At 73.9% G+C, this 12764-nt stretch carries 13 protein-coding genes; 9 read left to right on the top strand and 4 right to left on the bottom strand.

Annotation, left to right across the window (positions count from 1 at the left end; all coding sequences use genetic code 11):
- Nucleotides 1–3 precede the first annotated feature (3 nt).
- The 3 genes from AB0D99_RS04935 (at nucleotide 4) to AB0D99_RS04925 (ending at nucleotide 4013) form a co-directional block, all read left to right on the top strand.
- Nucleotides 4–2364, top strand: a complete 2361-nt coding sequence (locus AB0D99_RS04935; protein ID WP_362356988.1) for a SpoIIE family protein phosphatase — start codon at nucleotides 4–6, stop codon at nucleotides 2362–2364.
- 45 nt (nucleotides 2365–2409) lie between these two features.
- Entirely contained in the window at nucleotides 2410–2775 is a 366-nt protein-coding gene (locus AB0D99_RS04930) for an STAS domain-containing protein (RefSeq protein WP_362356986.1), read from the top strand.
- A 62-nt stretch (nucleotides 2776–2837) separates the two neighbouring features.
- On the top strand, nucleotides 2838–4013 hold the full coding sequence (locus AB0D99_RS04925; protein ID WP_362356984.1) for a PP2C family protein-serine/threonine phosphatase: 1176 nt from the start codon (nucleotides 2838–2840) through the stop codon (nucleotides 4011–4013).
- 139 nt (nucleotides 4014–4152) lie between these two features.
- On the opposite strand, the gene AB0D99_RS04920 is transcribed toward AB0D99_RS04925, so the two are convergent.
- Nucleotides 4153–4665 (bottom strand): MarR family transcriptional regulator, encoded by a 513-nt coding sequence (locus AB0D99_RS04920; RefSeq protein WP_362356982.1) that lies wholly within the window; start codon nucleotides 4663–4665, stop codon nucleotides 4153–4155.
- A gap of 107 nt (nucleotides 4666–4772) precedes the next feature.
- Between AB0D99_RS04920 and AB0D99_RS04915 the strand changes: the two genes are divergently transcribed.
- Both AB0D99_RS04915 and AB0D99_RS04910 read left to right on the top strand, forming a co-directional pair.
- On the top strand, nucleotides 4773–6002 hold the full coding sequence (locus tag AB0D99_RS04915; protein ID WP_362356980.1) for a GAF domain-containing SpoIIE family protein phosphatase: 1230 nt from the start codon (nucleotides 4773–4775) through the stop codon (nucleotides 6000–6002).
- 98 nt (nucleotides 6003–6100) lie between these two features.
- Nucleotides 6101–6601, top strand: a complete 501-nt coding sequence (locus tag AB0D99_RS04910; protein ID WP_362356978.1) for an ATP-binding protein — start codon at nucleotides 6101–6103, stop codon at nucleotides 6599–6601.
- Between the two features lie 32 nt (nucleotides 6602–6633).
- On the opposite strand, the gene AB0D99_RS04905 is transcribed toward AB0D99_RS04910, so the two are convergent.
- Nucleotides 6634–6891 (bottom strand): WhiB family transcriptional regulator, encoded by a 258-nt coding sequence (locus AB0D99_RS04905; protein WP_362356976.1) that lies wholly within the window; start codon nucleotides 6889–6891, stop codon nucleotides 6634–6636.
- A gap of 142 nt (nucleotides 6892–7033) precedes the next feature.
- Here AB0D99_RS04905 and AB0D99_RS04900 point away from each other — a divergent pair, with 142 nt between their 5' ends.
- The 4 genes from AB0D99_RS04900 (at nucleotide 7034) to AB0D99_RS04885 (ending at nucleotide 11266) form a co-directional block, all read left to right on the top strand.
- The gene (locus tag AB0D99_RS04900) at nucleotides 7034–7855 is read left to right on the top strand and encodes a DUF1206 domain-containing protein (protein WP_362357222.1); all 822 of its coding nucleotides are present in this window, start codon (nucleotides 7034–7036) and stop codon (nucleotides 7853–7855) included.
- A 233-nt stretch (nucleotides 7856–8088) separates the two neighbouring features.
- Complete coding sequence (locus AB0D99_RS04895) at nucleotides 8089–9750, top strand: GAF domain-containing SpoIIE family protein phosphatase (protein WP_362356974.1); 1662 nt, start codon at nucleotides 8089–8091, stop codon at nucleotides 9748–9750.
- Entirely contained in the window at nucleotides 9747–10865 is a 1119-nt protein-coding gene (locus AB0D99_RS04890) for a cobalamin B12-binding domain-containing protein (protein ID WP_362356972.1), read from the top strand. Before AB0D99_RS04895 ends, AB0D99_RS04890 begins: the two co-directional genes overlap by 4 nt.
- A complete protein-coding gene (locus AB0D99_RS04885) occupies nucleotides 10862–11266 on the top strand; it encodes an STAS domain-containing protein (RefSeq protein ID WP_362356970.1) in 405 nt (134 codons plus the stop codon). The genes AB0D99_RS04890 and AB0D99_RS04885 overlap by 4 nt, the downstream gene beginning before the upstream one ends.
- A gap of 32 nt (nucleotides 11267–11298) precedes the next feature.
- Here the strand turns inward: AB0D99_RS04885 and AB0D99_RS04880 are convergent, their stop codons facing one another.
- A complete protein-coding gene (locus AB0D99_RS04880) occupies nucleotides 11299–11811 on the bottom strand; it encodes a GNAT family protein (RefSeq protein WP_362356968.1) in 513 nt (170 codons plus the stop codon).
- 140 nt (nucleotides 11812–11951) lie between these two features.
- On the bottom strand, nucleotides 11952–12728 hold the full coding sequence (locus AB0D99_RS04875) for a class I SAM-dependent methyltransferase (protein WP_362356966.1): 777 nt from the start codon (nucleotides 12726–12728) through the stop codon (nucleotides 11952–11954).
- Nucleotides 12729–12764 lie beyond the last annotated feature (36 nt).

The following is a 12764-nucleotide window of genomic DNA, read 5'->3' as shown; positions in this document are numbered from 1 at the left end:
CCCGTGTCGCGGGAGGACGACTTCACGGCCGGCCGACTGGCCGCCACGGTGGAGCGGCTGCGCGGTGAGGTACGTGCCGCGCATGCGGCGGCCGAGGGGCGTGCCCTGGTCGAACTCGCCAAGGGAGTGATCGTCGAGCGTCTGGGCTGCGGACCCGCCCAGGCGGCGCGGCAACTCGCCGAGCTCGCCGAGCGGGCCGGTCTGTCCCAGCTGGAGTTCGCCGCGGACGTCATCAACCAGGCGGCCCGTGACCGGGTGGCCGAGGTCGCCGGCGAGTTCGTCAGGACCACCGTCGGCGAGCCCGGTGCGGACGGCCCGGTCGTCGACGCGCGCGCCTCGGTCGCCGTCCGCCTGCGCACGGCCGAGAGCGCGGCGCTCAGCGCGAGCGACACCCAGTCCGTCGCCGAGTCGCTGCTCGCGCATGCGCTCGAACCCCTGGGGGCCGTGGCCGTGGCGATCTGGACCACCGGTCCGGACGCCTCGCTGAGCCTGCGCGGTCATGCCGGCTTCGGCGCCGACGAGGCGGCCCGCTGGCACTACGTACCGCCCGGGGTGACCACGGCCGCCCGGCAGGCCCTCACCGACCGCCGGACGGTCTGGTACCCGTCGCTGGCGGCCGCCGGCATCCCCTCCATCGGACGCGCCCGCCACCCCGACGGGGGCCGGGTCGTCGTCCCCGCCGGTACCGGAGGCCGTATCCACGGCGTCCTGGAGATCTGCTGGGCCCGGCCCCTGGAGCCGCAGCCCCAGGCCGTGGAGCGCCAGATCGAGGCCCTCGCCGAACTCTGCGCCCACACGCTGGAGGCACGTACGCACGCGGTGACACCGCACTCCCTCGCCCCCGCCGGGGACGGGCCGCAGGAGCTGGCCGAACTCGCCGACGGGCTCTACGACCCGGTGCTCGTCCTGGCCCCGCACCTGGACGACGCGGGGAGGCTCGTCGACTTCCGCATCCGGCACGCCAACGCGCACTTCCAGGACCCCGCCGGCCGCCCCCGCAGCGCCGTCGACGGGGCGCTGCTCCTGGAGGCGTACCCCGCGACGGCGGGCGAGAGCGAACTCTTCGAACGGATCGAGCGCGTCTACGCCACGGGCGAGCCCTTCCGCTCCCGGCGGACCCGGCTGACGGCCCTCGTGGACCAGGTGCCGCTCTCCTCGCTCGCCGACATCAGCATCAGCCGCCACGGCGACAGCGTCCTGCTCGTCTGGCGGGTCGAGGACGAGGCGGCCCGGCTGGCGAGCCTGCTCCAGCACGCCCAGCGCCTCGGCCGGATCGGCGCCTTCGAGGAGGACGTCCTCACGGGCGAGATCACCTGGAACGCCCAGCTCTTCGACCTCTTCGGCCGGCAGGTGACGGAACCGTCCGTCTCCCTGCGCGATCTGGCGGCCCACGCCCACCCGGACGACGCCGGCACCATCCGGCGCTTCCTCCAGGCCGTGCTGCACCAGCGCAGGCCCGGCTCCGCGGCCTTCCGCCTGCTGCGCCGCGACGGCGTCACCCGCCACATCCGGGTGATCGCCGAGCCCACCCTGGGCGCCGACGACGGCCTCCAGGCGGTCAGGGGCGCCTACCAGGACATCTCCTCGCAGCACTGGACCGAGGTCGCCCTCACCGCCACCCGCGACCGTCTGGCCGCCACGGAGGAGGAGGCGGAGGAGCGCAACCGGCTCACCCTCCAGCTCCAGCACGCCATCATGCCGCCGGCCAAGCCACCGCTCGACGCGCCGGGTCTCGACGTCGCCGTCCGCTACCGCCCGGCCGAGTCCGAGTCCCTGGTCGGCGGCGACTGGTACGACGCCGTCGTCCTGCCGTCCAAGAAGATCCTGCTGTGCGTCGGAGACGTCGCGGGCCACGGCGTGGAGGCCGCCACCGGGATGGTCGTCCTGCGCAACGCCCTGCGCGGCCTCGCCGTCACCGGCGCGGGGCCGGGACAGCTGCTGTCCTGGCTCAACGGCGTCGCCCACCACCTCACGGCCAACGTCACGGCCACCGCCGTCTGCGGCCTCTTCGACCCCGAGAGCCGCACGCTGCGCTGGGCCCGGGCCGGACACCTCCCGCCGGTCCTCGTACGGGGGGACGAGGCGGCCGACCTCCCTCTGCTCAGGGGGATGCTGCTGGGAGCGCTGGCCGAAGCCGAGTACGAGGAGGCGGAGATCCGGCTCGAACCGGAGGACTCCGTGCTGATGTACACCGACGGTCTCGTCGAGAGGCGCGACACGTCCGTGCACGACTCCGTCGCCCAGCTGCTGACCGTCGCCCGGATGCCGGCCGACAGCCTCGAACGCCGACTGGACCTGCTGCTGGCCCGCAGCAAGTCGGACACGGACGACGACACGTGTCTCGTCGGTGTCCAGGTGGCCTGACCGCCGTTCGCCCGCCCCCGCCCCGTCCCCCTGGAAAGCAGGAACATGTCCGAGAGAGAACCGAACCTCGATGTCGACGTCACGGTCCGCGACGCCCGCACGGCGGTCGTGTCGGTCGGGGGTGAACTCGACCTGGACACCGCCGACCTGCTCGGCACGCACCTCGCGGAGCAGCTCCGGCAGGGGAGGGTCCATCTCGTCCTCGACCTGTCCGCGCTGGACTTCATGGACTCGTCCGGTCTCAACGTCCTGATCAGGGCGGTCCACAGGGCCCGCGACACCGGGGGAGACCTGTACCTCGCCGCGCCGACCTCGGCGGTGCGGCGCATCCTGGAGATCACCGGATTGACGACGACGACCCCACCGCACACGGACGTGGCGGAGGCACTGGCGGCCGTCGGCGCGCGATAGAGGCAGGACGACGCGGCTCCCGTGCGGGGGACCGCGTTCCGGGAGGAAGGAAGCGGGAGAAGGTGCACGAGATCGCCGACGTCGAGCAGGCGCTCCGCCGGGCGGCTCCGCACGAGCTGGTGAGCGTCGTCGAGGACGCGCTGCGGAAGCGATGCGAGGCCCGATGGGTGGAGCTGCGGCTGGCCGACTACGGCCTGCGGACGCTCCAGCTCGTCGAGCGCACACCCGGGGCCGCGGTGTCGGTTTCGATCCACGACAGTCCGCAGGGGCGTGCCTTCGGTTCGCAGGAGCCGTACGTCACCCGGGGCACGGACCCGGTGCTGATCCACCTCCCCGTGACCGTCCGGGGAGACCGGCTGGGCGTGCTCACCGTGGGGCTGCCGCCGGGTGCCGATGTCGGCGGTCTGCTGCCCGGGCTCGGCCAGGTCTGCGAGGCTCTGGGCCACGAGATCCTGGTGGCGGAGCGGGACACCGACCTGTACGTCCTGGCGCGGCGGGCGACGCGGCTGACCCTGGCGGCCGAGATGCAGTGGGAGCTCCTGCCCGGTCGCGCGTGCGCCCGTCCGGAGTTCGCCCTCGGCGCCCATCTGGAACCGGCCTACGCGATCTTCGGGGACAACTACGACTGGTCGGTCACGGGCGGCCGGCTCAGCCTGACCGTCACCAACGGCATGGGCGAGGGCATCGAGGCCGCCCTGCTGACGAACCTCGCGATCAACGCGCTCCGCAACGCCCGCCGAGCCGGTCTCGGCCTCGCGGACCAGGCCGCGCTGGCCGACCAGGCCGTGTACGCGCAGTACCGGGGCGGTGCCTTCGTGTCGGCGCTCCTGCTCTGCTTCGACCTGGCCACGGGCGAGGTGGAGGTGGTGGACGCCGGTTCGCCTCGCCTGTGGCGGCTGCGTGGCAACGCCGTCGAGTCCGTCTCCTTCGAGGCGCAGCTGCCCCTCGGCATGTTCGAGGAGACCGCCTATGTCCCCGAGCGCTTCACCGTGCGCCCCGGGGACCGGCTGCTGTTCGGCAGCGACGGGGTGTACGACGCCGTCTCACCCGACGGGGAGAGCTACGGGGAACGGGCGCTGGCCCGCGCGCTGAGCGGGACCCGGCTGCTGCCGCCCACGCAGGTGCCGCAGGCGGTCCTGCGCGAGCTCGCCACCTATCACGGCACCAGCCCGCTGGAGGACGACGCCCTGGTCGTCTGTCTCGACTGGCACGGGACCCCGTCAACAGTTTCCGTGTGACAACTGTATCCTTGAGGCAACACTTGGTGGGCGGCAGGCCGATGCCTGCCATCCGCCGGGTGAACGCATCAACGAGGACCAGAGGGCGACGATGGGGACATGGGGTGCGCGGCCGGCCCGAGCCGGCGACGCGCGTGCATCAGGCCGAGTAGGCGTTGTTCAGTGGCGTGTCGGGGTGTGACGAGGGCGCGGGCATGCCTCCTCCCACCGCCTCGTGGAAGCCGACGAGTCCTCGCAGCAGTGCCTTGCGGCTGGTCGGGGACATGGCCGCGATGACCGCCAGCAGGGCCTCCTCCCGCTGGCCCCGGAGGTCCTGAAGGTACGCCTTGCCGCGCGCGGTCAGATGGAGCTCCAGCTGCCTCCGGCTGACGGGACTGGGGAGCCGCTGCACGAAGCCCAGCGCCTCCAGCCGGTCGCACATGCGGCTCACCGAGGGCGGCGCGGAGCCGAGCAGCTCACCCAGCGTGCGAAGGCTGATGCCCTCCTCGCGGTCCAGGCTGTACAGCACGCGCAGCTGACTCGCCGACACCGGTGTCGGCGACACCATGTCCCGGCCGCGCTCCCACAGCACCTCCAGGAGCTCGATGAGCTCTCGGGCGGCCTGAGCCGTCTGCTCCGGTTCCCGTGCGGACGGGGCGGCGTTGCTCTTCATGCCTTCCGACACTCCTCGCGCGTCCGGGGCCGAGGGCGTCGGCCTTGCGACGGACCGGTCATCACCACGTCTCTCCAGAAAGCGGTACGGATTCGGTGGATCGACACGTGACAGTGGAAAGCGCACTGCGCGGGGCGGCACCACACCTGCTCCTGGACTCCCTCCGTACCAGTCTCGCGCAGCAGTACGCCGCGTCCTCGGCCGATCTGCTGCTCATCGACTACGGGCAGACGTCCCTGCGTGCCGTGGAGCCCGTGCAGGCGCCTGCCGTGGTGCGGCACGGGCGCGTCGACACAGGGCCCGCCGGTCGCGTATTCCGCACCCAGCAACCATATCTTTTCCATGGTGACGGGCCCACGGCGACCGCGTACCTTCCCGTCACGGTTCGCGGCGACCGGTTCGGCGTCCTCGTCGTCGTCCTGCCCGCGGGCCGGGCCACCCCGGAATCGGCCGAGAGCCTCGGCCGTGTCGCCGAGGGTCTCGGCCACGCCCTGCGCGTCGCCGACCGCCACACCGACCTGTACCGCAGCACCCGCCGGGCGCGTGCCCTCAGCGTCGAGGGCGAGATGCAGTGGAACACGCTGCCGGGCCGGGCCTGTGCCGGACCGGCCTTCGACCTGCACGCCCACTGGGAGCCCGCCTACACCTCGGGAGGGCACGTCCTGGACTGGAGCGTCACCGAGGACACGCTCCTGATCGCCGTCGCCGACGGAGCGGGCCCCGGCACCTCGGCGGCCCTGGTGAGCACCCTCGCCCTGAACGCCGTCCGCAACGCCCGGCGCGCCGGACTCGATCTCGTGGGCCAGGCCAGCCTCACCGACCAGGCCCTCTACGGGCAGTACCGAGGCACGAGCCCGCTCGCCGCCCTCCTGCTGAACCTCGCCCTGGCCACGGGGGAGATCGACGTGGTCGACGCCGGTTCGCCGACGGTGTGGCGGACGCGCGCAGGCGTGACCGAGCGCGTCGCGCTGGACCGTCAGCTGCCCCTCGGCATGTTCGAGGACACCGTCTACACCACGCAGTCCCTGCGGCTGCTGCCCGGCGACCGGCTCGTCATCGTCGCCTGCGACCGGGGCGAACAGCCGCCCGGCGGGGAGGACGAGACGTCGGACGGTCCCGTCGCCCGCGCCCTGGCGCCGACCGGCGGCCTGAGCGGCGCGGACCTGCCCGGAGCCGTCGTGGCGACGCTGCGGGCCGGGCCCGGGGAGGTGCCGGACGCCGTCCTCGTCATCTGCCTCGACTGGTACGGACCGGAGCCGGAGCGACGCGAAGCGGCGCGGGGGGCCGGGCCGCGTCAGCCGCTTCCGGGCCCCGCACACCACGGTGGGCACCCCTGACATCGGATCTCGGCCGTGTGGGAATCACGCCGGCGGGAATGCCGGAAGGGAGGTGCCCCAGCGCGCCCACCGCGCCGTACGAAGGGAGTGCCAGGTCCATGAGGAACGCGAACACGCCGGAGCGTGCCGCGTCGGAGCCCCGGCTGTCCGCGAGTGCCGTCTACGACGCCGCCGACGGCGGCGCGATCGCGTCCGCCCGCGCGTTCACCACCGACTTCCTCGCCTCCGTGCGAACCGTCCGGGGCGAGCCGGTGCCGGACGACCGCGCCGACCTGGCGAGACTGGTGGTCAGCGAGCTCGTGACCAATGCCGTCCGGCACGCGCCGGGACCCTGCCGACTGCTGCTCGACGTGCGCCGGAACGTCCTGGAGATCTCGGTGATCGACGGCACGTCCGCGGCTCCCGTACCCCGCGCGCACGACCCGCGTCGGATCGGACAGCACGGCGTCGAGATCATTGTCGCCGTCTGCGAGAGCGTGACCGTGGAACCGCACCCGGACGGAAAGCGGGTCCTGGCGCGCCTCCCCCTCATCCCTTCGCGTGCCGGTGGGGCGGCCGGAGCCCGCGTACGCGAGCGGACTCCGGCGGAGCCCGCCTGAGACGGCGACCCCCTGCCTCGCCGGCACCGCCCTCACCGCCTCTCGTCCGTCCGGCGGCGCAACCGCCGGTGCAGAGAGCGGCGTTCGTTCTCCGTGAGGCCGCCCCACACCCCCGTCACGTGACGGCCCTCGTCCATCGCCCAGCGCAGGCACTCCTCGCGCACGGGGCAGGCCCGGCAGACCTCCTTGGCCTCCTCGGCCTGGGACAGGGCGGAGGGGCCGACCCCCACCGGGAAGAACAGATCGGGGTCGACGTCCTGACAGGCCGCGGCCGCGCGCCAGCCGTCCATGTGGTCCTCCTCTTGGCTGAGTCGGGGAATCGTCTCCGTTCGTGTCACCGCGCGTTCGCGGTCGAAACGGCCCGGCCGGGATTCTTTCGGCGAGGGCGGGGCACCCGGAGGGTCGATCGAGAGGAGCGCGGACATGACCACCATGAGGACGTACGCGACCGGGGCGAGAGGGGCGGCCCGCGGTGAGGCCGTACGGGCGGGTGCCCGGGCGGGGTTCGCGGCGCGGGGAGTGCTCTACCTGTTGGTCGGCGTGCTGGCCGTGCGGGTCGGCCTGACCGGTACGGGCGAACAGGCCGACCGCGGAGGGGCCCTCGCGCAGGTCGCGGCCGCCCCGCTGGGGACCGTCCTGCTCTGGGCCCTGGGCATCGGCCTCGCCGGCATGGCGCTGTGGCGCCTGTCGGAGGCGGTCTTCGGCGCGGCGGGCCCCAAGGGGGACAAGGCGCACAAGCGTGCGCTGTCGGCCGGCCGCTCCGTCTTCTACGCGGTCTCCGCCTTCCTCGTCTGCTCCTTCGCGGTGGGGGAGCGCGGCAGTGGCGCGGGCTCGACCGATCAGCAGAGCCGGGACATCACCGGCCGTCTGCTCGAACTGCCGGGCGGCCCGTGGTGGGTGGGCGCGGCAGCCGTGGGCGTCCTGGGTGCGGGGCTGTGGATCGCGGGCAGGGCGGTCCTGCGGAAGTACCGGGACCATCTGCGGTGGGGGCGGCTGACGACGTACCAGCGCCGCTTCATGGACGTGACCGGTGTGGCCGGCGGCATCAGCCGCGGTCTCGTCATCGCCGCGCTCGGCTTCTCCGGCCTGATGGCGGCGATGGCCTTCGACCCGAAGGAGGCCAAGGGCATGGACGACACGATCCGTTCGTTCGCGCAGACCCCGGCGGGCCCGTGGCTGCTGCTCGCGGTCGCGGCCGGTCTGGTGCTGTTCGGTGCCTTCTCCTTCGGCCAGGCGAAGTGGCGCCGGGTCTGACCGCCGACGGGGGCCGGGAGGGAACGCCGAGGGCCCGCGGCCGAGCACCCCTGCCCGGCGCCCCGGATGTGAAGTCCCTGTGACCGGAGCGTGAGAGTACGGACGGGATGTGGCCCGGCGTGTACCGGAAGAGGGGGATTCGCTTGCGATGCGGCGCGGCCTGCGGAAAGGTCGTCGGGCGAGCCGTGTCGACGAGTGGAAGGCGGGCGGTCCACCACGAGCGGGCCACGGGTATGACTGTTTTCGAAGAGGAGTCCGGCCGGCCGGCGGGCATGTCCCCGACCGTCGGCACCTCCTGGCTCCGCTCACCCCATCCCGCGGTGGTGGCCGACCGTGGCGGTGGCGTCGTGGAGTTCAACGCCGCCGCCGTCGGACTCTTCCCGGAGATCGGCGTCGGCTCCTGGCTGGACGAGGTCGCGCCCGGCTGGCTGGCGGAGGCGCACCGGCGACTCGCCCGGCCGCGGACGCCGACCGCGGACGACGCTCCGCTGCGGGGACACCACGAGGGCCGGCTGCTGAGGGCCCACCCCACCCTGTCCGGCCAGGGCGACGTGGCGTGGTGGCTGGTCGACGACTCCGACCTGGTCGCCGCCGAGGAGGCGCTGCGAACGGAGCAGGAACGCTCCGCCCTCCTCGCGGAGGCATCCACCCAGCTGCAGGCGTCGCTGAATCCGGACCGGTGCCTGGAGAAGGCCGCGTCGCTCGCCGCGGCCCACCTCGCCGATGCCGCGCTCGTGATCGCGCCACCGGTGAGGAACCGGTACTGCGTCGTCACCGCGGTGGGCGAGCGGATCACCCGGCGCCAGGTGGCGATGGACCCGACGGCGGTGCCCGGCCTCGCCGAGGCCCTCCAGGGCTTCCCCCCGGTGCCCGCACGGTGGATCGACCCGGCGGAGCTGCCGGAGTGGGCCGTGCCCGAGGGCTTCGACGGGACCCCGGGGTCCGTCGCCGTGACACCGCTGCCCGGCCACGGCGTGCCCGCGGGCGTGCTGATCCTGCTGCGGAACAAGGGCCGTACCGCCTTCGACGCGTCGGAGGAGCTCTTCGCCCAGCTGTTCGCCACCCGTGCGGGGGCCGCGCTGTCGGCCGCCCGCCTGTACGCGGAACAGGCCCGCGTCACCCGCGCGCTCATCGCCGAGCTCCTCCCGCCGCAACTGCACCACGTGCACGGGGTGGACTTCGCCGGCGGCTACCGCACCTCCCAGGACACGGAGCGCATCGGCGGCGACTTCTACGACGTCCACGCCGGCGCCGACGTCGACCAGGAGTCGCTCGCGGTCCTGGGGGACGTGTGCGGGAAGGGACTGGAAGCCGCCGTACTGACGGGGCGGATCCGCAGCACCCTCCAGGCGCTGCTCCCGCTCGCGGGCGACCACGAGAACGTCCTGAAGCTGCTCAACGGAGCCCTCCTGACCGCCCGTCACACCCGGTTCGCCACGCTGGTCCTCGCCTCCGTGAGCCGCGTGGGCGGCCGGGTGCGGGTGCGGCTCACCAGCGCCGGTCACCCCCAGCCGCTGATCCTGCGCGGCACGGGCGAGGTGGAGGAGGCGGACACGCGCGGCACCCTCGTGGGCGCGCTCCCCGAGGTCACCGCCCGGTCCGCGACCGTACACCTCGCGCCCGGCGAGACGTGTCTGCTCTACACGGACGGGATCACCGAGGCCCGCGGCGGTCCGCTCGGGTCCGCCATGTTCGGCGAGGAGCGGCTGCGGAACGCGCTGGCCGAATGCGTCGGACTTCCGGCCGAGGCCGTGGTCGAACGCATGCAGATGCTTGCCGGGGACTGGGTGGGCACCGGTCCGCACGACGACATGGCCGTCGTCGCGATCACCGCCCCGCACACCACCCATCTGACCGCGGTGAACGGCCGTACCCGGGGCAGGTACACCGCATGACCACGCACACCACGACCCCGTCCGTCGACCTCGCCGCCACCCGCGAGCGGCTGTGGGCGGCCCTCGCGGCGCGAGACGAGGAGGCCGCGGCCGCGGCGGTCTTCGACGCCTGCGACGCGGGCACACCGCTGGAGGACGTCCTGCTCGACGTGATCGGCCCCGTGCAGGCCCAGGTCGGCAGGGAATGGGCCGCGGGCCGCCTCAGCGTCGCCCAGGAGCATGCCGTCACAGCCATCCAGGACCGCGTCATCGGCGCCCTCGCCCACCGGAAGCCGTGCCACCGTGCCGCCGGACCGACCCGCCGACGGGAGGACGGGGGACGTCCGGAACGCGTCACCGTCGCCTGCGTCGACGGCGAATGGCACGCCCTGCCCGCGCGCCTCCTCGCCGAGGTCCTGCGCGGGCGCGGCTTCGTCGTCGACTACCTCGGCGCCCAGGTCCCCACCCCGCACCTCATCGCGCATCTGCACCAGACCGGCACGGACGTCGTCGCGCTCTCCTCGTCCCTGCCCGTCCGTCTCCCCGCGGCCCATGCGGCCATCACCGCCGTCCAGGCCATCGGCCTCCCCGTCCTCGTCGGCGGCGCCGCCTTCGGCCCCGACGGCAGGTACGCCCGTCTGCTCGGCGCCGACGGCTGGGCGCCCGACGCCCGCACCGCCGCCCGCCTCCTGGACGGCGGCCTGCCCCGCCGCGAGGACCCGCTGCCCGCTCCGGAGCACGACCTGCCGCATCTGCTGGACCAGGAGTACACCCTGGTCTCCCGCACCCGCGTCCAGCTCACCCGGGACGTCCTCACCGGGCTGGAGGACAGGGTCCCCGCCATGGCCGGGTACACCGACCAGCAGCGGGAGCGGACCGCCGAGGACATCGCCCACATCGTCGACTTCCTCGCCGCGTCCCTCTACGCCGACGACGCCGAGCTGTTCACCCGCTTCCTCACCTGGACGGCCGGCATCCTCCGGGCGCGGGGCGTCCCCACCGGGGCCCTGATCGCCGCGCTGGACCTCCTCGCCGAAGCGCAGCGCGACTTCCCCCGTTCCCGGGCCCACCTCGCCGCCGGCCGCCGGGCCCTCACCCGTGTCCCCCGACCGTCACCCCCCGGACCCCACGCATGACCACGTTCTCCGACCACACCTTCCAGCTCACGACCGCGACGGGCGCGGACGGCGTCCTGCGCGCCGAACTCGTCGGCGACCTCGCCTGGGACGCCGTCGACGAGCTGCTGGACGTCGCCCGCGCCCACCTCTCCGCGGGCCCGGCGCCCTCGGACATACGTCTCGACTGCGCCCGGTTGACCCTCTGCGACTCGATGGGCCTCTCCACCCTGCTGGCCGTCCACCGGGACACCGCCACGGCGGGAGTACGGCTGCACCTCGATCACCGGCCGCCCTTCCTCGACAGGCTGCTCCTGCTGACCGGCACGTACGAGCACCTGACCGGGCTGCCCGAGCGGGCGGGACCCGACGGGGACGCGCCGGGCGGAGAGGCGGACACCCCGCTGGCGCCGCGCTCCTGACGGGCAGTGGACCCGGCGGGGCGGGCCCGGAGTCACCGCTCCAGCTCGGCCGCCAGCAGGTCCATGAGCAGCCCGTCGTGCCAACCGCCGTCCGCGTCCCGCTCGTACTGCCGCATCACACCGACGGGCCGGAAGCCCGCCTTCTCGTAGCACCGGATCGCCGCGGCGTTGTCGGCCGCCGGGTCGATGACGAGCCGGTGGTGGCCGACGTCGTCGACGAGGTGGCGGGCGAGGGTGCGGACGGCGTCGGTGCCGAGACCTCTGCCGTGAACCGAGGGATCGAGGAACAGGTCGATCCCGGCGTGCCGGTAGTCGGGCTCCTCCTCGGCGTACCACTGGATCATGCAGACGATCCGGTCCTCGTGGAACACCGTCAGACAGTGGGTGTCCGGATCCGCGAGGTCGGAGGCGACCTCCGCCCGCATGTCGTCCCCGCCGCGCCACCGCGCCCGGACCTCGGGGGTGGCCCGGATGGCGGCCAGGGCGGGGACGTCCCCGGAGCGGGAAGGACGCAGGACGACACCGGCACCGCGCAATTCGTTCATGCGCACCAGCCTGCCCCCTCGGCCGGGCCACGGGCCACCTCCACGGGGTGCTCCAGCGGGCGGCCGGCGCTCGGCCGGCCACCGGCCACCGGGCACGGCAGTGGCGCTTCCTTGTCGGCGGGGGAGCGGGAGGCGGGTGGTCAGGGAGTGGCGCGGACGATGACGAGTGAGCCCTCGTACGTCGGTCGTGTGCGCAGGTGGCCGAACCGCCGGTCCCAGGAACCGGATTCCAGGTCACGGCGCAGGGTGCGGTCGAAGTGTTCCCGGGTGGCGTCGCCGACGAAGCTCCAGGCGGAGCACGCCTGGCGGGCGGCGGGGTCGAGGAGCAGTTCGGGGCGGCCGTAGTACGCCTCGTCGAAGCCGTCCGTGCAGTCGAGCGGGATCGGCACCGCCTCGACGGCGACGGTGCCGCCGAGGGCGGTGGAGATCTCGTCGACGGGAGGGTGGCGGCGCGCCTCCGTCTCCAGGACCTCGGGCGCGTACTCGTACAGCCAGAAGTCCCGTACGCGTGCCGGGTCGCAGGTCAGCACGACGACGGGACCGACGGTGACGCGCCGCATCTCCCGCAGTCCCGCCGTCACGTCCTTCCACTGGTGGACGCTGAACATGGTCATCGAGGCGTCGAACTCGCCGTCGGCGAAGGGCAGGTCCTCGGCGACGGCGTCGACCGCGCGGGGAAGGCCCGCCGGCCGCTGGGCACGCATCGACGCGGACGGCTCGACGGCGGTCACCGTGCCGACGACGTTCTCGTACGACCCGGCCCCCGCCCCGACGTTGAGAACGGTCCGGGCGCCTCCCAGGGCCTGGGCGATCAATCGGGCGACGCGTCCGTCGGGCCGGCGGTGGGGGGAGTACCCGGAACCGATCGCGCCGTGGTCGACGTCACCGGCGCTGCCGTCGTGCGAACGTGTCGTCATCTGCCTTACCTCGCCTTGTGAGCAGGAACTGCGGTA

This window comes from Streptomyces sp. NPDC047971, from assembly GCF_040653355.1.
In the GTDB taxonomy this organism is placed as follows: domain Bacteria; phylum Actinomycetota; class Actinomycetes; order Streptomycetales; family Streptomycetaceae; genus Streptomyces.
Note: the sequence above shows the minus strand (reverse complement) of the source record. Positions and strands in the feature narration are given on the sequence as shown.

Coding starts and splice junctions, on each gene's coding strand:
- AB0D99_RS04930 (WP_362356986.1), top strand. CDS start 2,410: ATGTCCGAGAGAGAACCGAACCTCGATGTCGACGTCACGGTCCGCGAC.
- AB0D99_RS04920 (WP_362356982.1), bottom strand. CDS start 4,665: ATGAAGAGCAACGCCGCCCCGTCCGCACGGGAACCGGAGCAGACGGCT.
- AB0D99_RS04910 (WP_362356978.1), top strand. CDS start 6,101: ATGAGGAACGCGAACACGCCGGAGCGTGCCGCGTCGGAGCCCCGGCTG.
- AB0D99_RS04905 (WP_362356976.1), bottom strand. CDS start 6,891: ATGGACGGCTGGCGCGCGGCCGCGGCCTGTCAGGACGTCGACCCCGAT.
- AB0D99_RS04900 (WP_362357222.1), top strand. CDS start 7,034: ATGAGGACGTACGCGACCGGGGCGAGAGGGGCGGCCCGCGGTGAGGCC.
- AB0D99_RS04895 (WP_362356974.1), top strand. CDS start 8,089: ATGACTGTTTTCGAAGAGGAGTCCGGCCGGCCGGCGGGCATGTCCCCG.
- AB0D99_RS04890 (WP_362356972.1), top strand. CDS start 9,747: ATGACCACGCACACCACGACCCCGTCCGTCGACCTCGCCGCCACCCGC.
- AB0D99_RS04885 (WP_362356970.1), top strand. CDS start 10,862: ATGACCACGTTCTCCGACCACACCTTCCAGCTCACGACCGCGACGGGC.
- AB0D99_RS04880 (WP_362356968.1), bottom strand. CDS start 11,811: ATGAACGAATTGCGCGGTGCCGGTGTCGTCCTGCGTCCTTCCCGCTCC.
- AB0D99_RS04875 (WP_362356966.1), bottom strand. CDS start 12,728: ATGACGACACGTTCGCACGACGGCAGCGCCGGTGACGTCGACCACGGC.